The organism is Neoroseomonas marina (assembly GCF_012927745.1).
Lineage (GTDB): Bacteria > Pseudomonadota > Alphaproteobacteria > Acetobacterales > Acetobacteraceae > Neoroseomonas > Neoroseomonas marina.
In genome coordinates, this window is record NZ_JABBKX010000009.1 from 45,149 (window position 1) to 71,410 (window position 26,262).

Below are 26,262 nucleotides of genomic sequence, written 5' to 3' on the forward strand. Positions count from 1 at the left end.
AGCGGAAGGACAGGCTCACCGAGCCGAACTGCGTCGTCTCGCGCTGCGTCTGGAACACGCGCGATCGCGCCGTGAGTGCCGGCGCCGACGCCCGTGATCGCGGTGAGCCGGTCCGGCGGATCGGCGGAGGGCGAGCGCCATGCCGCCTGGAAGGCGCCTGCACAGTACCGGTCGGTGCCGGCGAGCAGGTCGTTCTCGTAGGTGAAGGTGAAGGTGCCCCATGGTCGCCGGGCACGCGGTCCTCGGTGACGGCAGGCGTCGCGAACAGGGGCGGCAGCGCGAGTGCCGCAGCGCGACGGCGCGGTCGGGTCATGCTTCGAGCCCGGGTCCTACTGATAGGGTGCGAAGGCGGCGGCGGCCGTGCCGGCTCCGCCGCGCAGCGCGAGGCCGAGGAGCAGCCGGGCCTTGAGCCCCGACAGCATCCCCGCCGGTATGGCACCGCGCCGGATCAGGTCGATCTCGCCGCCGGGATAGCCGTAGGTCTCGGTGAAGACAGGTCCCGCCGCGGAGCGGGAGGCGAGCACGACCGGGATGCGCGTCGCGAGGTCCTCGATCGCCTGCGCCGCATCGGCCGGGACGTGGCCGGCGCCCATGCCCTCGATGACGGCACCGGCATAGCCGAGACCCGGCAGCACCGCGAGCATGCGACCGTCCTCCCCCATCGCCCAGCGGATCAGGGCGATCTCGGGCGGTGCACCCGCCGCGGCGGACAGGACGGGCAGACGCGCGACGCGCCCCAGGATACGGGGGCGACCTTCCGCCACCAGGCCGAGAGGCCCTGCCAGAGGCGACGCAAAGGTCGACGGGAGCGTCGTGCTCGTCTTCTGCACGAAGCGCGCGGCGTGGATCTCGTCATTCAGCACGACCAGCGTACCGAGGCCTGTCGCCTCGTCGCTCGCCGCCACGCGCGCGGCAGCGAGCAGATTGGCCGGACCATCCGCTCCGGGGGCATCCGCACCCCGCATGGCGCCCGTGACGACGACCGGCCGGTCGCCGCCGACCAGCAGGTCGAGGATGAAGGCGGATTCCTCGATCGTATCGGTACCCTGGATGACGACGGCGCCATCCATGCCGGCGGCGAAGCCTTCCTCGATCCGGCGTGCGACCTGGACCAGGTGACCCGGCCTCAGCGACGGGCTGGGGAGGCGCGCCGGACTTTCGGCGACGATGTCGGCGACGTCGCCGAGCGCGGGCACCGCATTCACGAGGTCCGCCGCGCCCAGGGTCGGCGCGATGCCGCCCGTCGCGGCGGGCAGCATCGTGATCGTGCCCCCCAGCGAGAGGACGAGGAGGCGCCTGTGGCTCACGCCGTGGTCTCCTCGCGCCGGCCCGCCCCGCGGCGGGGCTGGATGCCGTCGGGAATCTCGCCCGGTCTGTAGCCGGGCAGACGGCTCGCCGGAATGATGGCGAGTGCCGCGACCGCGGCCATGATGAGAAGGCCGATCTTGAGGGCCTGGAGCCGCGCTTCCGTGTTCACGCGGACCGCCTCGGCCACCTGCGCCGGCGCGGCACCGGTCCGCTCCATGATGCCGAGCAGGCGATCGTTCGACACGAAGTTGATGCTGTCGAGGTCGATCTGGGAAATCACCGCCGGCGGCAGCTGGGGGTTCTCCGCGATGCGGTAGAGGATGCCGGCGGATAGCAGCCCCACCAGCAGCGCGCCCGCGACGGCCGTGCCGACGCCAGCCGCGAGGTTCTGGGTGGTGCCGCGCAGCGAGCCCACGTCGCCCGCCAGTTCCTTGGGCGCAGCCGTGACCAGCACGTTGAACACCAGCGTCACCAGCGCCCCCTGCCCGAGCCCGAAGGTGATCAGCCCGAACATCACCGGGATCGCCGACCAGTCGTTGCGCACCACGAAGGCGAGCCAGAGGAGACCGACGATGCAAAGCAGGAAGCCGCCCTGGGCGATGCGGCGCGGCGTCACCTTGTCGTACAGCCGCACCACCAGCATGGCGGTGAAGAACACGGTCAGGTTGAACGGCATCATGGCGATGGCCGTCTCGATGGGCGTGCGTCCCTGCACGATCTGGATGTAGAGCGGCACGGTGAAGTTCAGCATGGCCTCGAGCCCGACCACGGTGAACATCGCGTAGACCGCGGCACGTTCCTCGCCCGAGGTGATGACGCGCAGGTCCAGCAGCGGCGTGCCGCCGCGCTCCGTGACCCGACGGCACCAGGCGATGAAGGTCTGCAGCAGGATCGCGCCGGTGACGATCATCAACGGCGCGGGCGACATGCCGAAGACGTCGAAGGGTGCCGCGGGGCGGGCGACGCCGAGACCCCAGCGGTTGAGGTTGTTGAAGCCGAAGACGATCATGATGATCGCACAGGCGGCGAGGACGACGCCCACCAGGTCGATCTTCACCTCGGGCCGCGCTTCCTCCGGCTTCAGGCGAAAGCTGAGCACGAAGACGATGGCGGCCAGCACCACCAGGATGCCGAAGACCGGCCGCCAGCCGATGAAGGTGCCGAGCATCCCGCCGATCAGGAAGGCGGCGACGCCGGCCCCCGCGCGTGCGGAACCGAGCGCGCCGACCGCGGTCGCCTGCTGCTGGCCCCGATAGTGATGCGCAATCAGCGCCACCAGGGCCGGGACGATCACCGCGGCCGCGAGACCGGCGAAGAGCTGGGCGGAAAGCATGAAGATCGCCGCCGGGGCCACGACCATCATCACCTGCGCCAGGGCAAAGACGCCGACCACGACGCGGAACACGGCGGTGGAGCCGAAGCGCTGCACGAGCTTCGCGCCCAGCATCACGAAGCCGGCCACCGCCAGGGAGTACATCACGATGCCGGTCGCGATGGTCGTCGGCGGCACGCCGAAGCTGTTCACCATCCCGGCGAGCGAGACCGGCAGCGCCGCCACGTTGAAGGACATCAACACCTGGCCGAGCGCGATCGCGATCATCGGTACCCAGGATTCGCGGGCCTCGGCCCCTGCCGTGCTGCTCATCGATCGTCTCCCCCGATTCAGTGCGTGCCGCCCCGGCCCGTCATTCGGGCTTCGAGGCGAAGAGGTTGAGTCCCAGGCGCTCCGACAGGAACCGCGTGACGAGCTGGCCACGGACGCTGTTGCCGGCGTCGTCGAGCGGCGGCGAGAAGACCCCGAGCCCGCCCTTGCCTGGCGCGATCGTGACAAGCCCGCCGGCAACGCCGCTCTTGCCCGGCAGCCCCACCTCGTAGAGCCAATCGCCGGATTGCTCGTAGAGGCCGGCAGTCGCCATCACGGCGAGGATGCGCTTGCAGCGCTCCGCATCGACGACGCGTTCCTTGGTGACCGGATTCACGCCCCCGTCGGCCAGCGTTGCCCCCATGACCGCAAGGTCGTGCGCCGTGACGTTGAGCGCGCATTGGCGGGTGTAGATGTCGGTCGCCTCGTCCGGATCCGAGTACATGCGGCCATAGCCCTGGAGTAGCCGCGCGATGCCCTGGTTCCGCTGGTTGGTCGCCGCTTCGGAAGCGTAGACCTCCTCGTCCATCATGAGGTCGCGGCCGGCGAAGCGGGACAGGCCCTCGCGGATGAAGCGCCAACGTTCCTCGGCATTGGCACCGGGGGCGAGGCTGGTCGTCGCGATCGCCCCGGCGTTGACCATGGGATTCATGGTGCGGTCGGCGTTCATCTCGATCGCCATCACGGAATTGAAAGGCAGCCCGGTGGCGTTGACGCCCACCGCCTCGCGCGCCCGCCCGCCGCCCAGCGCCTGGCAGACCAGGGCGAAGACGAAGGGCTTGGAGATCGACTGGATCGAGAAGGCGTGAGTTGCCTCCCCCACATCGTGCACCGTCCCGTCGGTACCGGCGACGCAGATGCCGAACCAATCGGCCTTCGCCTTGGCGAGCGCGGGGATGTAGTCGGCGACCTTGCCGTCGGCAACGTCGCGGTAGCGGGCATGGGCTTCCTGCACCAGCGCGGCGACAGCGCCCGTGGGCGGCAGATGGCCGGTCGAGATGGCGGGCGGGCCGAGGACCTCATCGGCATGCAGGCGGTCATGCATGGGACCGGGTTCCGATCATGTGCCGGGGCGATTCCCGGTCGATTGTCGCAAAAGGCTAGCAATGGCCCTGCGGAGGCGGATCGACGCTGCGTCCCGCACCTGGACACGGCGTTCCAAAGGCGCGCCCCGAACGGCCGGGGACGGACTCTCGAAAGGGCAGCACGAGACATGCGCACGCCCCTGCCCTCCGCTAGACTGACGGCATTGCACGGGAACCGGCCGTCCATGTCCATCAGCCATTCCATGCGTCGGGCCGGGCCCGCCGCCTTCGCGCTGCTGCTGATCGCCGCGGCGACCTTCGGTGCGCGGGCCGCGTCGCTGACGGTCGAGGACGACGCCGCGCGCATCGTCGTCGATACCGCGGATCTGCTGGCCCGGCCCGACGCCACCGAGGTCACCATTCCGGCGGACATCGCCTATGGCGGCACCTCACGCCGCTATCGCGCGGTGCCGCTGACAGCCATTCTCGACCTGTTGCCGAACAGGCCCCCGCCTGGGGCGGTCCTCGAGGCCCGCGCGACGGACGGCTTCGCCGCGCAGGTGCCGCTCTCCCTCGTCCGGCCGCCGACACCGGGTGAGCCGAGCGCCTGGCTCGCGATCGAACCGTCCGACGTGCCCTGGCCGAACGTATCGGGACGCCAGGCCAGCGCGGGACCGTTCTACATCGTCTGGGAACGGGCGGCGGCCGGACGCATCTCCCCGGAATACTGGCCCTATCAGATCGCCGCGCTGCGGATCGTTGAACCGCCCGCCGTGCGATGGCCGGAGATCGCGGTCGACGCCGCGCTGCCCGTGGACCATCGCGCGCGGCGCGGTCAGGAAGTCTACACGGCCATCTGCCTCGCCTGTCATCGCATGAACGGCGGCGGTGCCGGGGAGATGGGGCCCGACCTCAACCGCCCCATGAACCCGACCGAGTATTTCCAGCCCGAGGCGCTGCGTCGCCTGCTTCGCGACCCCGCAAGCGTCCGCACCTGGCCCGAGCAGAAGATGCCGGGCTACGCGGAGGCGGAACTGAGCAATGCCGACCTCGATGCCGTCATCGCCTACCTTGCGCAGATGGCCGCGCAGCGACCGGTGGGCTCGCGCTGACGAGGCGTGCGTCTCAGCCGGCGGAGACGAAGGCCTCCGCCCCGCCGTCGATCGCGGGCCGGTTGGAGAAGAAGCGCGCGGGGCGGAAGGGCTCGAGTTCGGGGGCCGGCGTCTGCCCCACGACCTCGCGCGCGATGAGCTTCGCCATATGCGCCGACAGCGTGACGGCGCTGTGCGTCACGGCCAGGTAGTACCCCTCCAGCCCCGGCATCGGCCCGACCGCCGAATAGCCGTCGGCCGGGATCGGCCGCGCGGTGATGCGCACCGCCTCCGCCTGCACGTCGCGCAATCCGGGGAAGAGTCGTGACGCCTGGCGGACCATGCTCGTCGCCTGCGGCATGGCGGGGGAGAGTTCCGCATCGAGCGGCAAGACCGCATCGATGGCGTTGTCGTGCAGCATCAGCCGCCCTGCCCCGTCCGGGCGCATGTCCACCAGCGCCGTCCGCAGCACGTTGCGCAGCGTGACGGGCACCGGGGGAGTGAAGGCGAGGAAGCCGACGCGGGGTGCGAGGGGAATGCGCGGCGCGTGATCGCCGCCGACCAGGTCCGCCCAGCGCCCCGCGCAATTCACCACGCCATCCGCCGCGATGGCCTCGCCATCCTCCGTCACGACGCCGGTGACGCGGCCGGCGGCCTCCGAGACGGCGACGACGCGCGCGCCAAGCCGCAGCACGGCGCCGTGCCGCTCGGCCGCGCGCACCATCCATTGTGCGAAGAGCACCGGATCGATCCAGCCTTCCTCGGGGCACCAGGCGACGGTCGGGGCGTCGATCGCATCGAGAACGAGGTCGGGCTCGAGCTCGGCGAGGCGCGCCGCGTCGATGACCTCCGCAGCGTAGCCCCAGTCCGACAGGCGCGCGACCTTCGCCGCGAGCGTCGCGCCGTCCTTCGCACCGCTGGCAATCTCGATCCCGCCGCTGCGATGCAGCCATGGCGTCGCGGGGAATTCCTCGGCCAGCGCGAAATGCGCCTGCATGCCGGCGACGTTGAGGTCGTGATAGGAACGCGGCGTCTTGTTGCCGGAATTCAGCCAGGCGTAGCTGCAGGACGAGGTGCCGCCGCCCACGCGCCCTGCCTCGAGGATCGTGACCTTGCTGCCCGCCTGGGCGAGGCGAAAGGCGACCGAGGCGCCGAGCACCCCGGCCCCGACGACGATGACATGCGGCATGCTGTTCCTCCCCGTCTATGCGTGGGCGGGCGCGAGCAGCCCGCCGGTGGCCTCGATCTCCTCCGCCCGCCAGCATCGGGCCGCGACACCGTCGCCGAGGTCCCGCAGCGGCGGCGCCTCGGCCCGGCAGCGATCCACCGCGAAGGGACAGCGCGGATGGAAGGTGCATCCGGGCGGCGGCGCGAGCGGGCTCGGCAACTCGCCCTGGAGCGGCGCACGGCGATGATGCCCCTCCCCGTCCAGCGAGGGCGAGGCGGCGAGCAGCGCACGGGTGTAGGGATGCCGCGGGCGGCGATAGAGCGCCTTCGCCGGCGCCGTCTCCACGATGCGGCCGAGATACATCACCGCGACCCGGTCGGCGAAGAACTCCACCAGGTGCAGGTCGTGCGAGATGAAGAGGTAGGCGAGGCCGAGCTTCTCCTGCAGTTCGAGCAGCAGGTTCACCACCTGCGCCTGCACCGAGACATCGAGGGCCGAGACCGGCTCGTCGCAGACGACGAAGGAGGGATGCAGCGCGAGCGCCCGCGCGATCCCGATGCGCTGGCGCTGCCCGCCGCTGAACTCGTGCGGGAAGCGGCGCGCATGTTCGGGCGACAGGCCGACCAGGGCCAGCAGCTCGCGCACGCCCGCCGCGCGTTCCTGCCGGGAGAGACCGTGGATGTCGTAGGCCTCGCCCACGATGTCCTCGACCCGGAAGCGCGGGTTCAGGGAGGCCTGCGGATCCTGGAAGATCATCCGCATGCGCCGTCGCGCGTCGCGCAGTTCCGCCTTGCCGAGCGCACCGAGATCCCGGCCCTCGAAGGCGACGCGTCCCGCCGTCGGTTCCTCGAGGCGCAGCACCGCGCGGCCCAGGGTGGATTTGCCGCAGCCGCTCTCCCCGACCAGGGCCAGCGTCTCGCCCCGCGCCAGGGTCAGGTCCACGCCATCCACCGCGCGCACCGTGCCGACGCGCCGCTGCAGGGGCCCGCGGTGGACCGGGTAGTGGACCTGGAGGCCCTCGACCTCGAGCAATGGCGCCGTCGTCATGCGGCGGCCTCGGTGAGCCAGCAGCGGAAGGCCCGGCCGTCGCCGCCCTGGTGCAACAGCGGTGGCTCCTCCTCGGCGCAGCGCGCGAAGGCGTGCGGGCAGCGGGAGCGGAAGCGGCAGCCCTGCGGCAAGGCGGCGAGGCTCGGCACCGTGCCGGGGATGGCGTTCAGCCGGCGCGAGGTCCCGCCGGCCCCGGCGCGCGGCACGCAGCCCAGCAGGCCCTGGGTGTAGGGATGCAACGGGTTGCGCAGCACGTCCCGCGCGGCGCCCTGCTCGACGACGACGCCGGCATACATGACGCAGACCTGGTCGGCGATCTCGGCGACCACGCGCAGGTCGTGCGTGATGAACACCATGGCGACGCCGAGCCGATCCTGAAGATCCTCGAACAGTGCCAGGATCTGCGCCTGGATGGTGACATCGAGCGCCGTGGTCGGCTCGTCGGCGAGGATCAGCGCCGGTTCGCATGCGATCGCCATGGCGATCACCGCGCGCTGGCGCATGCCGCCGGACAGCTGGTGCGGGTAGTCCAGCGCACGCTGCGCCGGGGACGGCACGCCCACCATGGCGAGAAGCTCGACCGCGCGTTCATGCGCCTCGCGCCGCGACAGGCCGCGATGGACGCGCAGCGGCTCGCCGATCTGCGATCCGATCCGGAAGACGGGATTGAGCGCGCTCATCGGTTCCTGGAAGACCATGCCGATGTCGCGGCCGCGCACCTCGGCCATGGAGGTGTCGTCCAGTCGCCGCAGGTCGCCCCGGCCGGCGAGACGCACGGTGCCGTCGACCACCTTTCCCGCCGCGCGCGGGATCAGGCCCATGATGGACAGGGCCGTGGCGCTCTTGCCGGAGCCGGACTCGCCCACGATGCACAGCGTCTCGCCCCGGCGCACCGAGAAGGAGACGCCGTCGACGGCGCGCACCGCGCCGAAGCTGGTCCGCAGCCCCTCCACGGCCAGGACGGGCGCGCCATCACTCACGCCGCCAGCCCCCCGGTCGCGGCGGCGAGGCCCTCGGCTGCGGCGGCGATCGCCCCGGCACGCGCGGCATGAAGCGCGGTGTCGTCCTCCAGCTGACGACGTGCCCGCGCCACCATGCGGCGCGTCTCGGCGGGCGCGGGCCCGCCAGTGACATGGCGACGGCGGACGTTCTCGCGCGGGTCGAGTGCAGCGCGGACCAGCGCATCGGGCAAGGGCGCAGCGCCTGGTGCGACTTCGGCGACCGCCTCCGCGACCAGCGTGGCGTCGACCTCGGCCGCACCGCGCAGGCCCTGGCCGATGGCAAGCCGCGTCAGCGCGCCGGTCACCGCATGGGCGGCGCGGAATGGCAGGCCTCCGTCCCGCACCATGGTGTCGGCCAGTTCGGTGAAGGTGCTGAAGTTCTGGGCGGCCGCCTGTTCCATTCGCTCGGCATCCACCTGCAGGCCCTTCAGGACCACCAGGGTCAGTTCCAACGCGGCCTCGGCCTCGGCCGCGCTGTCGCGGAAATGGTGCAGCGCCTCCGCATTCTGCCGGGTGTTGGTGTAGGGCGTCTGCGCGGTCGCGGCGACGAAGGCGACCAGGCCCGACAGCGTGATTGCGGGCTTGGCGCGGCATTGCTCGATCGCCGCGGGGTTCTTCTTCTGCGGCATCATGCTGCTGACGCCGGCGATGTCGTCCCGCATACCGAGGAAGCCGAATTCCGCCGTCGTCCACAGATGCAGGTCGTGGTGCATCCGGCTCAGCGTCAGCGTCACCAGGCAGAAGCCCGCCATCAGTTCCGCGGCGAAGTCCCGCGTCGCGACGCAGTCGAGCGAATTCTCCACCAGCCCATCGAAGCCCAGCAGGTCCGCCGAGCGGGCGCGGTCCACCGGGAATCCGGTCGTCGCCAACGCGCCCGCACCCAGCGGGCAAAGGTTCAGCCGCGGATAGGCATCCAGCAGCCGCCCGCAGTCGCGCGCCAGCCCGTCCGCGATGGCACAAAGGTAATGGCCGAAGGTGATGGGCTGCGCGGCCTGGAGGTGCGTGTAGCCGGTCATCACCGTTTCCGCATGCGCCTCGGCCATGTCCAGCAGCTGGGCGCGGACGGCGAGCAGGCTGGCCGTGATCCGCTGCAGCATCGCCCGTGCCTTGAGCCGATGCATGGTGGCGTAGAGGTCGTTGCGGCTGCGCCCGGTATGCATCCGCCCGCCCGTCTCGGCGCCGAGGCGCTTCATCAGCAGCGATTCGATGTTGAGGTGCAGGTCCTCGAGCGCCGTGGTGATCGGCAGGGCGCGCGGTCCCTCCGCATCCATGGCGTCGAGCGCGCGCAGGATCTGCCGCGCCACCTCGGGCTCCAGGATCCGCTGTTCGACCAGCATGACGATGTGCGCGCGATTGACCTGCTGCATGGCGGCATAATCGCCGTCCAGGTCGCCGAAGATGCGCGGCTGGTACATGTAGCGTTGGATGACCTCCGCCGGGGCGGATTGCAGGCGTTCGCGCATGATGTCCCTGTCCTGGTCGGTCTGCACTGGCGTGCCGGACCGCCCGCGTCCCGTCGCTCTCACCCTCCGGAACGCGGGCGGCCCTGGCCGCTTCGGGGTGTCAGCTCTTGCTCACCTCCCCCAGCAGCGGAATCTCGAAGGCAAAGGCGTTGAAGTTGCTGATGCCGCGCTGCATCGCGATGATCTGGCTCTGGTTGTAGAGCGGGATGTTCGGCGGGTTGTCCTGCCACAGCAGCCGGTTAGCCTGGTGGTAGAGATCGAGCCGCGCCGCCGGATCGAGCGTGACGCGGGCACGGTTCAGCAGGTCGTCGACCCGCGGGTCGCTGTAGCCGAGGATGTTCGCGCTCTGCCCGGTCTGGTAGCGGCGCGACAGACGCCAATCCGCGGTCGGAATCGACGTGCCGAGCACCCACATATGCGCGGCGTTGGTCCCGTAGCCGGTGCCCGGGACATTCGGCGTGCGACGATAGAGCGTCTGCTGGTAGCTGGCCCATTCCCAGGCGCGGAACTCGGTCTGCAGGCCGATGGCGTTCAGGTAGCCCTGCACCGCCTCCGCCACCTGCTGGTCCTTCAGGTAGCGGCCGGAGCTCGTCCACATGACGATCTTTTCGGGGAAGCCGCCGGGGAAGACTGCCGCGATTTCGCGCTTCGCGCGGTCAGGGTCGTAGGGGTGCTTGCCGATCGGCTCATAGCTCTGCACGCCCGGCGCGACGAAGCTGTCCGGCACCGTGCCGAAGCCGCCGAGGATGCGCTGGACGATCGCCTCCCGGTCGACCGCGAACTGGATCGCACGGCGGACGCGCACGTCGTTGAAGGGTGGACGCGCGCAGTTGAGTTCGAAGAAGACTTGGAAGGAACTCGGGATGACCTCGAGCTTCAGGCGCGGATTGGCGCGCACGCGGGCGGTCGCCTCGGGTGGGATGCCGGTCGCGATGTCGGCGGTGCCGGCCTCGAGTTCGATCAGCCGTGCCTCGCCTTCGGGAACGGGGCGGTAGATGATCTGCCGGAAGCGCGCAGAGGGTACGGCGCGGGTGAGAACGGTGCGCTCGCCCGGTGCCCATTCCTCCAGCTTGTAGGGGCCGCTGCCGACCGGGTTGCGGCCATAGTTGCGGCCGTGGCGCCGGATCGCGGTCGGGCTGCTGATGGACGCCGAGGATTCCGCGAGGTTCTCCAGCAATCCGGCATGGGGCTGCTCGGTCGTGAAGCGGATGGTGCGCGGATCGACCACCGTGACTGCGGTGATCGCGGTGTAGAGTGAACGGTTCGGCGAACCGAAGGCCGGGTCGCGCAGCCGGTCGATGCAGAACTTCACCGCCTCGGCGTCCGCGGCCGTGCCGTCATGGAAGCGCACGCCCTCCCGCAGGCGGAAGGTCCAGGTCAACTTGTCGTCGGAGATCGTCCAGGATTCCGCGAGGTCCGGACCGATCGCCGACAGGGACGTATCCGTCCAGCGCACCAGGCGGTTGAACATCACGTAGAAGAGGATCTCGGCCGACCGCGTGCGGCTGATGGCGGGATCGAGCGTGTCGAAATCCGATCCCTCGATGAAGGTCAGCACGTCGTTCGCGCGCTGTGCGCGGACGCCCGGCGCCAGCAACGCCCCGGCAGCGCCCCCGAGCAACGCCCGGCGGTCGAGGGACAGCGTCCCGGTCTGTCTCGTCATCCCAGCCTCCTTGTGTGGTGTCCTGTCGACGCCATTGTCAGCGCCCTCCGGTGCCGCTGGCACGCGGGTCACTGAAATCCCTGAGCCCGTCTCCCACCAGGTTCAGGGCCAGCACGAAGACGAACAGCGCGATGCCCGGCGCCAGGACGACATGCGGCGTGCTCATCAGGTGCGAGCGCGACTGCGCGATCATCGCCCCCCATTCCGGCACCGGCGGCTGCGGCCCGAGGCCGAGGAAGCTCAGCCCCGAGGCGATCAGCACCGCCTCGGCGAGCGAGATGCTGCCCTGCACGACGATCAGCGCCGTGAGATTGGGCATGACGTGGCGGAACAGGAGCCGGCCATCCCCTGCACCGAGGGAGCGCGCCGCGACGACATAGTCCCGCTTCTTCAGCGACAGCACGGGCCCGCGGAACAGCCGCGCGAAGACCGGCACCGAGGAGATGGCGATCGCCAGCGTCAGGCTGACGATCCCCGGCCCGAGGATGGTGATCAGCATGATCGCGACCAGGATGCGCGGGAAACTGATGATCGCATCCATCGCCCGCATGGTGACGAAGGTCAGGCGGTTCTCGTAGAAACCGCAGAGGCCGCCGATGACGAGGCCGGCGATCAGCGCCACCCCGACGCTCAGCCCGGCGACGAGCAGCGAGACCCGCGCGCCCCAGACGAGCCGCGCGACCATGCTGCGCCCCATCTCGTCCGCGCCGAGCGGAAGGGCCGCGGAGGGTGCGGCAAGGGCGTCGCCGAGATTCACCCGCGTCGCTTCCTCCCAGCTGAAGAACAGCGGTGCGCAGACCGCGGCCAGCAGGAACAGCGCGATGACCCCGACGCCGAGCAGGGCGAACCAGCGCCCGGTGAGCAGAAGGAAGCGAAGGAAGGCGATCATCCCCCCCTGCCCCCTCAGCCGCGCGCGATCCGCGGGTCGAGGACCGAGTAGAGAAGATCCACGACCAGGTTCACCAGCACGATGGCGGTGGCGAAGAACAGGATGCAGCCCTGCACCAGGTTGATGTCGCGCTGGATGATGCCGTCGACCATCAGGCGCCCGAGCCCGGGCCAGGCGAAGATCGTCTCGACGATCACCGCCCCGCCCAGCAGCCGCCCGAAATAGACGCCGAGCAGCGTCACCAGCGGCACCGCCGCGTTGATGAGCGCATGGCGCCAGACCACTCTGCGCCAGACCAGCCCCTTGGCGCGCGCGGTGCGGATGTAGTCCTCCGACAGTACGTCGAGCATGGTCGAGCGCGCGACGCGGGCGAAGGTCGCGACATAAGGCAGGCCGAGCGTAATGGTCGGCAGCACCAGATGCGCCATGGTCCCGCGCCCGCTTGGCGGCAGCCATTGCAGCCGTGCGGAGAACAAGAGCATCAGCAGCAGACCGAGGAAGAACACTGGCGCGGAGATTCCGAGCGCCGACAGCCCGTTCACGGCACTGTCGATCGCCGAGTTGGGCCGCATGCTCGCGACCACGCCGAGCGCGACGCCGACGACGACGGCGAACAGCATCGCGAAGCCGGCGAGTTCCAGCGTCGCGGGCATGCGGCGCACGATCTCGTCGAGGACCGGGCGCCGCGTTCGGAAGCTCTCCCCGAGATCGCCGCGCACGATATTGCCGAGATAGATGCCGTATTGGCGCCAGAGCGGCTGGTCGAGGCCGAACTGCTCGCGGATCAGCTCGATGTCTTCCTCCGCCGCATCGGGGCCGGCGGCGTTGCGCGCGGGATCGCCGGGCACCAGGTGCAACACGAGGAAGACGGCGAGCGACACCGCCAGCAGCGTCGGAATCAGCACGGCAACGCGGTAGGCGATGTAGTCCAGCACGCGCAGTTCCTCCGGCAGAGGAAGGTGCGATGCGGGCTCTGGACACCCGCGGGCGATCCTTCGGATTCAGCGGAAAGCCTAGGGACACGCCGAATTCAGCGTCAAATGCCGAATTGCGCAGTGTCCATGCCTGGATGTTATGCGGTGCAGCACGTTGCGCAGGCGCGGCGCGGTGTGCATCATTCGCGCTCTCACCCTCGGGGCGGCGCGCCGCCCTTCGCCGCTGCCGGCGCGCCGATGCGCGCCCAGGCCCTTGCGGGCGCGAGGAGGGTGCATGTTCAGGCAGATGGCCGGCGTCACGGCCGAGCAGGTGGAGATCTCACTCGACGGCGAACGCCTCGCCGTTCCGGCGGGCGTCAGCCTCGCTGCGGCGATGCTGACCGGTGGCGCGGTGCCGATGCGCGCAAGCACCGTCGCCGGCGCGCCACGCGCCGCCTATTGCATGATCGGCCATTGCTACGAATGCCTTGTCGAGGTCGACGGCGCCCCTGGCGTGCAGGCCTGCCTCACCACAGTGCGCGCGGGCATGGTGGTGCGTCGGCAATTGCTGGCCGCGGAGACGGCCCATGACTGACCGGCCCGATCTCGCCATCGTCGGCGCCGGGCCCGCCGGGCTCGCCGCCGCCACCGAGGCCGCCGCGCGCGGTCTTAGCGTCACGCTGCTCGATGAGCGCGCGGCGCCTGGCGGGATCGTCTACCACGCCGTGACGCGCAGCCCGCTCGGCGGCACCACGGTCCTCGATGCCGACTACCGCCGCGGCACGGGTCTGGTGGAGGCGTTCCGAAGCTCCGGCTCCACCTATTGCCCGAACGCTTCGGTGTGGGCCGTCGATCGGGATGGCAGCATCGGCGTGACCATCGACGGGCAGGCGCGGTGGCTGAGGCCGCGACGGGTGCTGCTCGCGACGGGCTGCATGGAACGGAGCCTCCCCTTCCCCGGCTGGACGCTGCCGGGCGTCATGACCGCCGGGGCGGGGCAGATCCTGCTCAAGGACAGCGGCGCGATCCCCGATGGTCCCGTGGTGCTGGCCGGCACCGGACCGCTGCTGCTGCTGGTGGCCGTACAGTACCTGCGGGCGGGGGCGCGCATCGCGGCCGTGGCGGATCTCACGCCGCCTGGCGCCTGGCAGCGCGGGCTGCCGCATCTGGCAGGCGCGTTCGGATGCCTGCCGCTGCTCCGAAAGGGCCTGTCGATGATGGCGGAGCTCCGCCGAAGCGACGTCCGCCGCATCCCGGGCGTCACGGGGCTGCGCGCGATCGGGACCGATCGCCTCGAAGCCGTCGAGGTCCGGCAGGGCGAGCGCGCCGAGCGCATTCCGGCCGGCGTGCTGCTTGTGCATGCCGGCGTCGTGCCGAACATCGTGCTGACCCGCATGTTGCGGCTGCCGCACCGCTGGGACCCGCGGCAGCGCTGCTGGCGCCCGGACGCCGACGCGTTCGGCGCCACCGGGCTGGACGCGATCGCCGTCGCGGGCGATGGCGCACGCATCCTGGGCGCGGAGGCCGCCGTGCATGCGGGGCGGCTTGCGGCGCTGGATGCCGCGCATCGGCTCGACGTCCTCGATCGTGCCGAACGCGATCGCCACGCCGCGCCCGAGCAGGCGGCGATCGAACGGCATGCGGGGCTGCGGTCCCTCCTCGACGCCATGTATCCGCCGCCCGACGGCCTCGCCTTCCTGGACGACGACACCACGATCTGTCGATGCGAGGACATCACGGCAGCCGACATCCGTGCCGCAATCGCGGATGGCTGCCGCGACCCAAACCAAGTGAAGGCGGTGACCCGCTGCGCCATGGGTCCATGCCAAGGCCGGCAATGCGGCCAGACGCTGGCGCGGATCGTCGCCGACGCCACCGGCCAGACGGAAGAAGACGTCATGCCGCCCCGCGCGCGTCCGCCCCTGCGCCGGCTGACCATCGGCGACCTCGCGGCCCTGGAGACGGAGTCCACGCCATGACTGAGGACGTCATCATCATCGGCGGCGGGCTGCACGGCAGTTCAACCGCCTACCAGTTGGCGGCGCGCGGGCGTCGTCCCCTGGTGATCGAACGCAACCATGTCGCGCGCCATGCCTCGGGCGCGAGCGCCGGGGGCGTGCGCCGGCTGCGACGGCACCGGGCGGAGCTGCCACTGGCGATGGAATCGCTCGCGCTGTGGCGACGCTTGCCGGAACTGCTCGGCGACGATTGCGGCTTCTCGCCCTGCGGACATCTGCTGCTGGCCGAGACGGAGGCCGACCTCGCCTGGACGGTCGAGCGCGCGGCCACCACGCGGAGCCTCGGCTATGATTTCGAGGAACCGATCGACCGCGCCGAAGTGAAGCGCCTGGTGCCGAGCGTCTCCAATGCCGTCGTCGGCGGCATCATTGCGCGCGACGATGGCTTCGGGAATCCGCTGGTGACCACCGCGGCCTTCCGTCGCCGGGCGGAAAGCCTTGGCGCGCGCTACCTCGAGCGGACCGAGGTGCTGGGCATCGACCGCGACGGCGACGGCTGGACGGTGGCGACCACAGCCGGCCGCTTCTCGGCGCCAAGCCTGGTGAACTGCGCCGGCGGCTGGGGCGAACGGATCGCCGCGATGCTCGGCGAGACCATGCCGGTGCGCATGAAGGCCGCGACCATGACCGTCACGGCGCGCGTACCGCGCTTCCTCGGGCCCGTGATCGGGCATGTGAGGAAGAAGCTTTCCCTGAAGCAGATGCAGAACGGCACCGTGGTGATCGGCGGCGGCTACGAGGGCCGCGTCGACATGGAGGCCGGTGAGTCCGACGTGCTCTATGCCGGCCTGCCAGGCAACATGAAGCCGGTCATCGACGCCTTCCCGCACCTCGCGCGCGTGCCGATCGTGCGCAACTGGACGGGGCTCGAGGGCAATACGCCCGACGCCATCCCCTATATCGGGCCGAGCCCGAACGACCCGACGCTGGTGCACTCCTTCGGTTACTCGGGCCACGGCTTCCAGCTCGGCCCGATCTGCGGCGTGATCGTGGCCGACCTGGTGATGCAGGGCGCGACAGCACTGCCGATCGGCGCCTTCCAGCCCGACCGCTTCGCCACCGCCGGCACCCTGCAATGGGGCGCGAAGGAGGGAACCGCCGTGGAGGAGCAGAAGGCGGTCTGAGGCGCGCCTACTCGGCCGCCACGGTCCTGGCCCGCGCGTTGGGATGCGCCGGGCGGGGCAGGCCGAGATTCTCCCGCAGCGTCCGGCCTTCGTACTCGGTATGGAACAGGCCGCGCCGCTGCAGTTCCGGCACCAGCAGCTCGAAGACCTCCTCCACCGGGCCGGGGAAGAAGGGCGGCAGGATGTTCCACCCGTCGCAGCCGCGGTTGACGAACCAATCCTCCATCTCGTCGGCGATGCTCTGCGGCGTGCCGACGATGACGTGGTGGCCGGATGCGGAGCGCTGGTTGATGAGTTCGCGGATGGTGATGGTCCGCCCTTCCAGTTGCCGCGCCAGCTTCGCGTGCTCGCTCTTGACGCTGTTGGTGTCCGAGAGAAGGTCCGGCACCGGGTCGTCGAGGTCGTAGCCGCTGAGGTCACCGAAAGACGGAATCAGCGCCGCGAGGCCCAATTGCGGGTGAATCAGCTCCTGCATCTGCTCGGCCCGGTCCCGGGCCTCCTGCATGGTGCGGCCCATGATCGGCATCATGCCGGGCATGACGAGGGAATGCTCCGCCGAGCGACCATGCGCCGCGAAGCGGCTCTTGACGCTGCTGTAGAAGGCCTGTGCCTCCTTGCGCGACTTCTGCATGGTGTAGATGAGTTCGGCCGTGCGCCCCGCGAGATCCTGTCCCGGTCCGGACGACCCGGCCTGCGCGATCACCGGGTAGCCCTGGATCGGCCGCGCGGCGTTCAGCGGGCCGCGTACCGTGAAGTGCTCGCCGCGGTGATGCGGGATGTGCAGCTTCGCCGGATCGAAATACTGCCCGCTCGCCTTGTCGCGGATGAAGGCGTCGTCCTCCCAGCTGTCCCAGAGGCCGAAGACCAGGTCGACGAACTCGCCGGCGCGGCGGTAGCGCGCGCCATGTTCCATGTGCTTCTCGCGGCCGAAGTTCAGCGCCTCCTGCTCGGACCAGGAGGTCACCACGTTCCAGCCGACGCGGCCTTCCGTGATGTGGTCCAGCGAAGCGAAGAAACGGGCGAGGTGAAAGGGCTCGTAATAGGTGGTCGAGGCCGTCGCGATGAAGCCCATCCGCTCGGTCACCGCGGACAGGGCCGAGAGCAGGGTCATCGGCTCGAAGACGTCGATGCGGCTGTCGTAGCTCAGCTGCGCCTCGTCCTTGGCAGAGGATCGCACCGCGAGCCCATCCGCCCAGAACATGAAGTGGAACTTCGCCTTCTCGGCCTCCTTCGCCAGGCGCTTCCACATCCGGATGTCCATGGCGGCGCCGAGATGCGCATCCGCCATCCGCCACCCGCCGCCATGCGCGCCGTTCGCCACCAGGTTCAGGCCGAGCTTCATCGTCCGCTGGGTCATCGTGGGCTATCCGTCACTCGGCCGCCGCGGAGCGCGCGCGCTCCTCGGCATGTCGGTTCACATGCGGCTTCAAGCCGAGATTCTCCCGCAGCGTCCTGCCCTCATAGGCCTTGCGGAACAGGCCGCGGCGCTGGAGCTCGGGCGTGATGAACTCGACGAAGTCGTCGCAGCAGCCAGGCAGGTAGGGCGGCAGGATGTTGAAGCCGTCGCAGGCTTCCGCCTCGTACCATTCCTGCAGGCCGTCCACGACGTCGGAGGCCGTCCCGATCAGGTAGAATCCGCCGCCCACGATCTGCTTGTAGAGCTGCCGGATGGTGAGGTTCTGGGACCGCGCGCGTTGCATGATGCGCTCGGTGCTGCTGCGCACTTCCGCTTCCCGCTGCGGCTCCGGCACCGGGCCGTCGATGTCGAAGCCGGTGAGGTCGCCGAGCGCGGCATAGACGCGCGCCAGACCCACCAGCGGATCCGTCAGGTCCTGCAGCCGATCGAACTTGGCCTGCGCCTCGGCGCGCGTCGCCGCGACGATCGTGCGCACGCCCGGCATGATCTTAAGGTCATCCCAGTCGCGGCCATGTTTGGCCATGCGGCCCTTCACGTCGTCATAGTAGGTCTTGGCGGCCTGGAGGGAATCCGCCGCCGCGTAGACGACGTCGGCCGTGGCGGCGGCGATCTCGCGCCCCGGTTCCGATGCGCCTGCCTGCACCAACACCGGCCGTCCCTGCGGCATGCCAGCGACGTTGAGCGGCCCGCGCACCTGGAAATGCTTCCCGCGGTGGTTCAGCAGGTGCATCCGCCTCTCGTCGTAGAACAGCCCGCCTTCCTTGTCATAGACGAGGGAGTCCGGCTCCCAGCAATCCCACAGGCCCTTGACCACTTCGACGAACTCGGCAGCGCGCTCGTAGCGCGTGTCGTAGTCGAGATGCTCCTCGCGGTTGAAGTTCTTCGCTTCCGCCTCGGACCAGGAGGTAACGATGTTCCAGCCGGCGCGGCCGCCACTGATCAGGTCCAGCGTCGCGAACTTGCGGGCGACGTGATAGGGCTCGTTGTAGGTGGTCGACGCCGTGGTCACGAGGCCGATGTTCTTGGTCAAGACGGCGAGCGCCGGCAGCAGCGTCAGCGGCTCCATCTCGACCAGCTCGTAGCCAGACCGTGCCAGGGAGCCGCGCGGCTCGTCGCGTTCGCGCAACCCGATGCCGTCCGCGAAGAAGATCATGTCGAACAGCCCGCGTTCGGCCATCTGCGCGTTGTGCGCGTAATGGTCGAAGCGCAGCGTGCCGTCCGCCGGCACCTCAGGATGGCGCCACGCGGCAGGGTGATACCCCAGGCCGCGCATCGACATCCCGAGCTTCATCATGCCACGCCGAGCCATGCAGACCACCCTCCACGCGGCGCCATTGCGCCAAGGGCGACGCCAAGCGCCGCCTGGTTGCCAAACTGAGGCGACGGCCGCCGAAGCGGCCGGAGGGTGAGGCCACAAGGATGCATAGGCCGCATCGCAGGCGCAAGGCCCTCGCGCTCCGCGGTCGCTAGACCTCGAGCAGCTGATCCATCGTCGCGGCTGCGCGCACGATCTTGGCGAAGCGCTCGACGGCGCGGGAGCGTGGTACGCCAGCCGGGAAGACCAGGGCCGCGGCATAGTCCACGCGCGGCCGGAAGCGGCGGATCACGACAGCCGGATCGCGCACCGCGGAGGCGGTGAAGGGATCCACCAACGCAAGGCCGACACCATGCGCCACCAGCCGGCACAGAACCTCCGAAGCCGTCGATTCCGCCAGCACGGGCACGGCGATGCCCGCAACCCGCAGCAGGGCATCGAGGCGCGCGGAGATCTGGCTGCTCGACCCGAGACTCAGCAATTGCTGGCCCCGCAGATCCTCGATCTCGATGGCCGACCTGCGGGCGAGCGCATGCCCGGCCGGGACGGCGCAGACGGCCTCGAGACCGGGCAGCAGTTCAACATCCACCCCGGGATACTCGGGCCCCGCATAGGCGATGCCGACGTCGAACTGCCGCAGCGACACCCGTTCGAGCGTGGTCGACGAGACGTGGCTGTGCAGGGCGACATAGGTCTCCGGATGCTCCCGCAGGAAGCGCGGCAGAAGGGCCGGCAGGAAGCCATGTGCCGGCCCCGCCATCGCCGAGATGCGCAGACTGCCGTGCCAGGCGCGCTTGATCTCGTGCGCCGTCCGCTCGATGCGGCCGAGGCTGACGAAGCTGCGCTGAACCTCCTCGAACAACAGGCCTGCCTCGGCATTCGGGGCGATCTGATTGCCGCGGCGCTGGAACAGTCGGAGTTGCAGCGTATCCTGCATGTCGCGCATCAGGCGGCTCACCGCCGGCTGGGTCAGCCCCAGCATCTCGGCGGCGCCGGAGATCGATCCGTGCAGCATCACCGCGCGGAATGCCTCGACCTGGCGCTGCGTCAGACGACGTTGCATCGCGGCTTCATAACATCTGCGCATGAAGCATGCTGAATATGGCATTTGACCGCAATAGCAGGCGCTTCCTAGGCTCCCGTTGACGTCGGACAACCGGCGTCAATGGGAGAAATGCTTCGCACGCGGCCGAGGCCCCAGGGGGGACGCGCTGTGACCGACCAGGCGAATTGTCAGGACCCGTCTTTCTTGCCGCTGCCGCAGGCGACGATGCACGCCGGCAGCCCGCGCCTCAACAGCGACCAGCACCAACAGATGCGCCGGGAGGATCGCCATCCCCGAGGGTGAGAGCGAGGGGATGGCGGTCCAGCCCGCCGATATGCCGACTGCAAGGAGCAGAGAGCGGATGACGACACGTCGCATGGCGCCGAGGCCACCACGGTGATGCACCGCTCGGTTCCCCTGCGCGCCGCACCCGCGGACATCGGCTGAAGAGGATCCGGTCCTTGGGAACGGTTCGCTACATCCTCCGGCGCCTCATCTTCTCCGCCTTCCTGATCATCGGCGTGAGCATGATCCTCTTCGCCATGATCAACGCGATCGGCAATCCGATCGAGATCCTCCTCGCCGAACGCCCAGGCATCACGGACGAGATCATCGAGTCCATCACCCAGTACTACGGCCTCGGCGGCAGCGTGACGGACCGCTACTTCACCTGGCTGGGCGCGATCATCCGCTTCGATTTCGGCACCAGCATCATCTACAACCTACCCGTCTCCGAGATGCTCCTGACCTACGGGCTCGAGACGCTGAAGATCCAGATCCCGGCGATCCTGATCGCGTTGCTGGTGTCGGTCCTCATCTCGGTCCTCGCGGCGACGCGCCAGTACAGCCGCATCGATTTCGGCGTGATTGCGGGCGCCATGGTGGGTCATTCGCTGCCCGGCTTCCTGCTGGGCATCCTTCTGATCCTGCTTTTCTCCTACTGGCTCGGAATTCTACCGTCCTACGGCGCCTATTCGACACGCAACCTGCTGATGGACAGCATGGTGATCGACGGGCTGTGGCACATGGTCCTGCCGGTCGCGATGCTCGCCTTCTTCAACACGGCGACCCTGACGCTGCTGCTGCGGGCCTCGCTGGTGGATGTCCTGCGACAGGACTTCATCACGGCCGCACGCGCCTCCGGCCTGCCGGAGCGCCGCGTGGTCTTCGGACACGCGCTGCGCAACGCCTTCATCCCGGTGCTGACCTATCTCGGCATCCTGTTCGGCCTGATGCTCGGTACGGCACCGGTGACCGAGACTGTCTTCACCTGGCCCGGCCTCGGCGCGCTCTACATCATGGCGATCCAGCAGCTCGACTATCCGCTCATCATGGGGGCGACGATGATCATCACCTTCATGCTGGTGACGGCGACGCTGCTGACCGACATCGCCTATGTCATCATCGACCCGCGTATCCGGCTCGCCTGACCATGGACAGCGATGCCACCCCCGCCGCGACCCTGCAGGCCGAGAACCTCGGCAGCCGACAGAGGCCGCCGGGTGTCTGGCGCCAGTCCTGGTATCGCTTCCGGCGCAACCGCGCCGGCATGCTGGGCCTCACGCTCGTTTCGCTGGTCGTCCTGATCGCGATCTTCTGCCCGCTGCTGGCCCCCTTCGATCCCAACGATCAGTCGGCGATGCTGCGCGGGGCAGCGCGGCGCGCACCGGATTCCATCCACCTGCTCGGAACCGACCGCAATGGCTACGACGTGCTGAGCCGGATGCTCTACGGCGCCCGAACCGCGCTTGCGGTCGGGCTCGGCGCCATGGCCATCGCCTCCCTGATCGGCGTGACGATCGGCGGCATCGCCGGCTACGCCGGTGGCATGACCGACGAGCTTCTGATGCGTTTCGCCGAGTTCTTCATGGTCATCCCGGTGTTCATCGTCATTCTCGCGGTGGTGCGCCTGTTCGGCATCGTGGTGGTGGGCACCTGGCTCGAGAACATCCCGAACCTCAACCTCATCACCATCATCGTGCTGCTGGGATGCTTCGAGTGGCCGCCCATAGCCCGCATGGCGCGGGCGGAGTTCCTTCGCCTGAAGCACGCGGAATTCGTCGAGGCGGCGGTCTGCATCGGCTCGCGCAAGCGCGACATCCTGCTGCGCCACATCCTGCCCAACGCCTTGCCGTCGCTGATCGTGCTCGTGGCCCTCGGCATCGGTGGGGCCATCCTGGCCGAAACGATGGTCAGCTTCCTCGGCTTCGGCGACCCCAAGGCGGTGTCCTGGGGCCAGTCGCTCTTCTTCAACTACGAGGCGCTGAAGGTCGCGCCCTGGGCCGTGCTGACCCCGGGCACCGCGATCTTCCTGACCGTGCTGGGCTTCAACCTGCTGGCGGACGGCCTGACCGATGCCTTCAACCCTCGCCTCCGCCAGTAGCCCGGCGCCCATGGCGGCGGCACAGCCGCTGCTGGAGGTGCGCGACCTCAAGGTCCATTTCTTCACGCGCGAGGGCGTGGTGCGCGCGGTCGATGGCGTCGACTACAGCGTCAACCGCGCCGAGACGCTCGGTATCGTCGGGGAGTCCGGAAGCGGCAAGACCGTCTCGAGCCTCGCCATGCTGCGCCTCGTGCCGCCACCTGCGCGGACAGTCGCCGGTCAGATCCTGTTCGACGGCGAGGACCTGCTGACGCGCACGCCCAAGCAGATGGCGGCGCTCCGTGGCCGGCGCATCGCCATGATCTTCCAGAACCCGGCGACGTCGCTCAATCCAATCTATTCCATCGGGGCGCAGCTCACCGAGATCCTGACCTGGCACGAGAAGGCCAGCCGCAGGGATGCCGAGCCCCGGGTGATCGAGCTCCTCGGCCTGGTCGGCATCTCGGATCCGGCGACGCGGCTGCGGCAGTATCCGCATGAACTCAGCGGCGGCATGCGGCAACGCATCGGCATCGCGCGGGCGCTTCTGTGCAATCCCTCGCTGGTCCTCGCCGACGAGCCGACGACCGCGCTCGACGTCACGATTCAGGCGCAGATCCTGGAATTGCTGGCCGAGTTGCAGGCGCGCTTCCGGATGTCCATGGTGCTGGTCACGCACGACATGGGCGTCGTCGCGCGCATGGCGACCCGGATCACCGTCATGTATGCCGGGCGTGTCTGCGAGACGGCGGATGCCGCCACGATCTTCAATGCTCCGCAGCACCCCTATACGCGTGCGCTGCTCGAAAGCATGCCGCGCATCGACCATTCCTATGCGGGCCCGGCGCGTCGGGTGCTGCCGTCGATCCCGGGGCGGCCACCCAACCTCCTGAACCCGCCATCTGGGTGCCGCTTCCACGACCGCTGCCCCGAGGCCCAGGTCGAGTGCCGCCGCCTCCTGCCCGTCGAGACGGCTGTCGCGCCGGGCCATATCGTCAGCTGCCTCCGTCGCGGCAGCCCGGGGATCGTGGCATGAGCGCGCTGCTCGAAGTCGAAGGGCTGTCGAAATCCTACCCGGTGATGGAGCGGCGCCTGTTCCGCGCCCGGCAGCGCACAGAGATCCGCGCCGTCGACGGCGTCTCCTTCAGCATCGCTGCCGGACAGACCCTCGGCCTCGTGGGTGAATCGGGCTGCGGCAAGACGACGACGGCACGCGCGATCCTGAACCTCGTGCAGCCGACCGAAGGCATGGTGCGCTTCGAGGGCGACGATATCGTGCCGATCTTCCGCCAGGGTGATCGCGCCCGGATCCTCGCGATCCGCCGGTCGCTGCAATACGTCTTCCAGGATCCCTGGCTTTCGCTCAATCCGCGTTGGACCATCGGGGAAACGCTGCGGGAGCCCCTGCGCGTCCATCGCCCCGAGGCGCCGCGGACCTGGACAGCGCGCGTCGACGAACTGCTGCGCATGGTCGGCCTGGAGCCGCATCACGCCTGGCGCTACCCGCATGAGTTCAGCGGTGGCCAGCGGCAGCGGGTCGGCATCGCACGGGCGCTCGCGGTCGAGCCGAAGCTGCTGATCCTGGACGAACCGGTCTCCTCCCTCGATGTCTCGGTGCGGGCGCAGATCCTCAACCTTCTGGCGGAACTGCAGGACCGGCTCAGGCTCGCCTACCTCTACATCTCCCACGACCTGAGCTCGGTCCGCTTCATCAGCACGCATGTCGCGGTGATGTATCTCGGCAAGCTGGTCGAGATCGGCGAGGTCGACGAGATCTTCTCCCGCCCTCGCCATCACTATACGCGCGCACTCATGAGTGCGATCCCGGTGCCCCGGCCTGGCGCCGCGCAGACGCGGATCGCCCTGCAGGGCGAAGTGCCGAGCGCCCTGCGCCGGCCGAGCGGCTGCCCCTTCCATCCTCGCTGCGTCGCGGCCCTGCCCGTCTGCGCAGAGATCGAACCGATGCTGCCGCCGGCGGAGGCAGGCCACCGCACGGCATGTCACAACCCCGCGTGAACGGAGAGAGACCATGCGCATGAGCACCAAGCGCCGCACCCTGATGCAGGCAGCGGCGGCCTCGGTCGTTACCGCGGCTGTCGGACCGGCCCGTGCGGCACCGCCCTTCTTCCGGCTCTACCTCATGATCCCGAACAACCAGCCGGCGCGCATGATCTGGGGAACTCTCGCGGCGCAGCAGATGTCGCGCATCGGCATCGACGTCGTCTCGAGCTTCGTGCCCTTCACCGTCATCGCTCCGCGCCGGTCGCGCGGCGACGGGAAGCCGCATGCGGAGGGCGGCTGGGACGCCTATCTGGAGCGCTATTACTACAACGCCATCACGCCGACGCCGAATGCGCTGTTCCATAGTCGGCTGATGCCGCCGAGCGGACAGAACTTCTACTACGTGAACGATCCGCAGATCGACAACGCGCTCGACCGCATCGCCGGTACCATCGATCCCGCACAGCGTGCGCAGGCCTATCGCGATTTCGAGAAGCGTTGGTACGACATCGAGCCGATGACGATCCTGTTCTATCCGGAGGACGTCATTGCGGTGAATCCGAAGCTGCGCGGCTTCGACTTCACCACCTTCAATCCGGTCTTCTATCCGAACCCGGAGAAGTGGACGATCGAAGGCGGCGGCGACAACGCGACCGCGGCTTTCGCCTCCTGGGCGCCGCCCTCCGCCCTGATTCCGATGTACAGCATCGGCTACAATGAATCGAACATCTTCGGCCCGATCTACAATCGGCTCTACGAGTACGACAACTGGGAGAACAAGCGCCTCGAGCCGGCGCTCGCGACCGGCCACTCCATGTCGCCCGACGGCAAGCATTGGGTGATCAGCCTGCGCCAGGGCGTGAAGTGGCATTCGGGCGAGGAATTCACGGCCGAGGACGTGAAGTTCACCTGGGACACCTTCCTCAACAAGGCCTACGGGTCCCAGATCCAGGCGACGGCCGAACAGGTGCTCGGCGGCCCCAACGCCTATCGCGTCACTGGCAAGCACGAGATCACCGTCGATCTGCCGGCCTACAACATGCTGTTCTTCGACTGGTTGCTCGGTGCCCAGGCGATCATGCCCAAGCATGCCTATGAAGGCATCCGGCCGGAAGCGCTGCGCGGCCACGCCGCCAGCACCTGGCTCGGCCGCTACAACGTTCGAACGTCGGACGGGCGAAGCTATACGGCGCAGGGCGGCATCGGTACCGGACCGTGGATTGCGCAGGGCTACGATCCACAGCGGCGCGCCTACAAGTTCGCCCGCAATGAGAACTACTGGAAGCCGCATCCGGGCAATGTGAAGACCTTCTACGTCGTCAATATCCAGGGCACGGATGCGGTGCTTTCCGCACTCCGCGCCGGCGAGATCGACGCCCATGATCCGATGTACGACATCGGACCGGTGGCCAGCACGATCGACGCGTCCTGGGGCAGGGTGCAGACCTTCGACAGCTTCAAGTGGCAGCACATCTGCTACAACCTCCGCCACCCCGTCTTCGGCACTGGCGTCGAGACGCCTCTTGGCCGGCAGGATCCGTCCCGCGCCGCCGAGGCTGCCGCCTACATCCGCAAGGCGATTAGCCACGCCATGCCGCGCGAGCAGATCGTCCAGGAGATCGCCGGCGGCTACGGCAAGCCTGGCACCGTGCCGATCCCCTACTCGGCGCCGGAGTATGACCGCGACATCCTGAAGCCGATCGCCTACGACCTCGACATGTCGCGGCAGTACCTCGAACGCGCCGGCTATCGCTACTGAATCGTTGCGC

The 26,262-nt window shown here is 69.3% G+C and carries 22 protein-coding genes; 9 read left to right on the top strand and 13 right to left on the bottom strand.

Annotation, left to right across the window (positions count from 1 at the left end; genetic code table 11):
• Nucleotides 1–329: 329 nt before the first annotated feature.
• The 3 genes from GWK16_RS25800 to glsA are packed head-to-tail and all read right to left on the bottom strand — an operon-like array spanning nucleotide 330 to nucleotide 3,995.
• Nucleotides 330–1,307, bottom strand: a complete 978-nt coding sequence (locus tag GWK16_RS25800) for an asparaginase domain-containing protein (RefSeq protein ID WP_170055868.1) — start codon at nucleotides 1,305–1,307, stop codon at nucleotides 330–332.
• Nucleotides 1,304–2,953, bottom strand: coding sequence for an MFS transporter (locus GWK16_RS20650; RefSeq protein WP_170055869.1), 1,650 nt, complete (start codon nucleotides 2,951–2,953; stop codon nucleotides 1,304–1,306). The genes GWK16_RS25800 and GWK16_RS20650 overlap by 4 nt, the downstream gene beginning before the upstream one ends.
• 40 nt (nucleotides 2,954–2,993) lie before the next feature.
• Nucleotides 2,994–3,995 carry a glutaminase A gene (gene glsA, locus GWK16_RS20655; RefSeq protein ID WP_170055870.1) on the bottom strand — a complete coding sequence of 334 codons (1,002 nt, stop codon included), beginning with the start codon at nucleotides 3,993–3,995 and terminating at the stop codon, nucleotides 2,994–2,996.
• A 225-nt stretch (nucleotides 3,996–4,220) separates the two neighbouring features.
• On the opposite strand from glsA, the gene GWK16_RS20660 reads away from it, so the two are divergent.
• Nucleotides 4,221–5,087: a c-type cytochrome gene (locus tag GWK16_RS20660; protein ID WP_170055871.1), complete on the top strand. Its 867-nt coding sequence runs from the start codon at nucleotides 4,221–4,223 to the stop codon at nucleotides 5,085–5,087.
• Between the two features lie 13 nt (nucleotides 5,088–5,100).
• On the opposite strand, the gene GWK16_RS20665 is transcribed toward GWK16_RS20660, so the two are convergent.
• The 7 genes from GWK16_RS20665 to GWK16_RS20690 all read right to left on the bottom strand — a co-directional run bounded on the left by GWK16_RS20665 (nucleotide 5,101) and on the right by GWK16_RS20690 (nucleotide 13,232).
• Nucleotides 5,101–6,255: an NAD(P)/FAD-dependent oxidoreductase gene (locus GWK16_RS20665; RefSeq protein WP_170055872.1), complete on the bottom strand. Its 1,155-nt coding sequence runs from the start codon at nucleotides 6,253–6,255 to the stop codon at nucleotides 5,101–5,103.
• Nucleotides 6,256–6,270: 15 nt separating this feature from the next.
• Complete coding sequence (locus GWK16_RS20670; protein ID WP_170055873.1) at nucleotides 6,271–7,281, bottom strand: ABC transporter ATP-binding protein; 1,011 nt, start codon at nucleotides 7,279–7,281, stop codon at nucleotides 6,271–6,273.
• The gene (locus tag GWK16_RS25035) at nucleotides 7,278–8,261 is read right to left on the bottom strand and encodes an ABC transporter ATP-binding protein (protein ID WP_338144526.1); all 984 of its coding nucleotides are present in this window, start codon (nucleotides 8,259–8,261) and stop codon (nucleotides 7,278–7,280) included. Before GWK16_RS25035 ends, GWK16_RS20670 begins: the two co-directional genes overlap by 4 nt.
• A complete protein-coding gene (argH, locus tag GWK16_RS25040; protein ID WP_211187617.1) occupies nucleotides 8,258–9,745 on the bottom strand; it encodes an argininosuccinate lyase in 1,488 nt (495 codons plus the stop codon). The genes GWK16_RS25035 and argH overlap by 4 nt, the downstream gene beginning before the upstream one ends.
• Nucleotides 9,746–9,845: 100 nt before the next feature.
• A complete protein-coding gene (locus tag GWK16_RS20680) occupies nucleotides 9,846–11,408 on the bottom strand; it encodes an ABC transporter substrate-binding protein (RefSeq protein ID WP_170055875.1) in 1,563 nt (520 codons plus the stop codon).
• 37 nt (nucleotides 11,409–11,445) lie between these two features.
• Nucleotides 11,446–12,297, bottom strand: coding sequence for an ABC transporter permease (locus GWK16_RS20685; RefSeq protein ID WP_168042622.1), 852 nt, complete (start codon nucleotides 12,295–12,297; stop codon nucleotides 11,446–11,448).
• A 14-nt stretch (nucleotides 12,298–12,311) separates the two neighbouring features.
• Nucleotides 12,312–13,232 carry an ABC transporter permease subunit gene (locus GWK16_RS20690; protein WP_170055876.1) on the bottom strand — a complete coding sequence of 307 codons (921 nt, stop codon included), beginning with the start codon at nucleotides 13,230–13,232 and terminating at the stop codon, nucleotides 12,312–12,314.
• A gap of 274 nt (nucleotides 13,233–13,506) precedes the next feature.
• Between GWK16_RS20690 and GWK16_RS20695 the strand changes: the two genes are divergently transcribed.
• The 3 genes from GWK16_RS20695 to GWK16_RS20705 are packed head-to-tail and all read left to right on the top strand — an operon-like array spanning nucleotide 13,507 to nucleotide 16,353.
• Nucleotides 13,507–13,806: a (2Fe-2S)-binding protein gene (locus tag GWK16_RS20695; RefSeq protein WP_170055877.1), complete on the top strand. Its 300-nt coding sequence runs from the start codon at nucleotides 13,507–13,509 to the stop codon at nucleotides 13,804–13,806.
• Complete coding sequence (locus GWK16_RS25640) at nucleotides 13,799–15,190, top strand: FAD-dependent oxidoreductase (protein ID WP_170055878.1); 1,392 nt, start codon at nucleotides 13,799–13,801, stop codon at nucleotides 15,188–15,190. Before GWK16_RS20695 ends, GWK16_RS25640 begins: the two co-directional genes overlap by 8 nt.
• On the top strand, nucleotides 15,187–16,353 hold the full coding sequence (locus GWK16_RS20705; RefSeq protein ID WP_170055879.1) for an NAD(P)/FAD-dependent oxidoreductase: 1,167 nt from the start codon (nucleotides 15,187–15,189) through the stop codon (nucleotides 16,351–16,353). The genes GWK16_RS25640 and GWK16_RS20705 overlap by 4 nt, the downstream gene beginning before the upstream one ends.
• Before the next feature lie 7 nt (nucleotides 16,354–16,360).
• Here the strand turns inward: GWK16_RS20705 and GWK16_RS20710 are convergent, their stop codons facing one another.
• From GWK16_RS20710 to GWK16_RS20720, 3 genes are all read right to left on the bottom strand, one after another.
• Nucleotides 16,361–17,710: an LLM class flavin-dependent oxidoreductase gene (locus GWK16_RS20710; RefSeq protein WP_170055880.1), complete on the bottom strand. Its 1,350-nt coding sequence runs from the start codon at nucleotides 17,708–17,710 to the stop codon at nucleotides 16,361–16,363.
• Nucleotides 17,711–17,723: 13 nt separating this feature from the next.
• Nucleotides 17,724–19,079 (bottom strand): LLM class flavin-dependent oxidoreductase, encoded by a 1,356-nt coding sequence (locus GWK16_RS20715; protein ID WP_170055881.1) that lies wholly within the window; start codon nucleotides 19,077–19,079, stop codon nucleotides 17,724–17,726.
• Between the two features lie 157 nt (nucleotides 19,080–19,236).
• On the bottom strand, nucleotides 19,237–20,148 hold the full coding sequence (locus GWK16_RS20720) for a LysR substrate-binding domain-containing protein (RefSeq protein WP_170055882.1): 912 nt from the start codon (nucleotides 20,146–20,148) through the stop codon (nucleotides 19,237–19,239).
• Between the two features lie 443 nt (nucleotides 20,149–20,591).
• Between GWK16_RS20720 and GWK16_RS20725 the strand changes: the two genes are divergently transcribed.
• The 5 genes from GWK16_RS20725 to GWK16_RS20745 are packed head-to-tail and all read left to right on the top strand — an operon-like array spanning nucleotide 20,592 to nucleotide 26,252.
• Nucleotides 20,592–21,560, top strand: a complete 969-nt coding sequence (locus GWK16_RS20725) for an ABC transporter permease (protein WP_170055883.1) — start codon at nucleotides 20,592–20,594, stop codon at nucleotides 21,558–21,560.
• Between the two features lie 2 nt (nucleotides 21,561–21,562).
• Nucleotides 21,563–22,513: an ABC transporter permease gene (locus GWK16_RS20730; protein ID WP_170055884.1), complete on the top strand. Its 951-nt coding sequence runs from the start codon at nucleotides 21,563–21,565 to the stop codon at nucleotides 22,511–22,513.
• 10 nt (nucleotides 22,514–22,523) lie between these two features.
• Nucleotides 22,524–23,528: an ABC transporter ATP-binding protein gene (locus GWK16_RS20735; RefSeq protein ID WP_170055885.1), complete on the top strand. Its 1,005-nt coding sequence runs from the start codon at nucleotides 22,524–22,526 to the stop codon at nucleotides 23,526–23,528.
• A complete protein-coding gene (locus tag GWK16_RS20740) occupies nucleotides 23,525–24,508 on the top strand; it encodes an ABC transporter ATP-binding protein (protein ID WP_170055886.1) in 984 nt (327 codons plus the stop codon). The genes GWK16_RS20735 and GWK16_RS20740 overlap by 4 nt, the downstream gene beginning before the upstream one ends.
• Nucleotides 24,509–24,521: 13 nt before the next feature.
• Nucleotides 24,522–26,252 carry an ABC transporter substrate-binding protein gene (locus GWK16_RS20745; RefSeq protein ID WP_170055887.1) on the top strand — a complete coding sequence of 577 codons (1,731 nt, stop codon included), beginning with the start codon at nucleotides 24,522–24,524 and terminating at the stop codon, nucleotides 26,250–26,252.
• Nucleotides 26,253–26,262 lie beyond the last annotated feature (10 nt).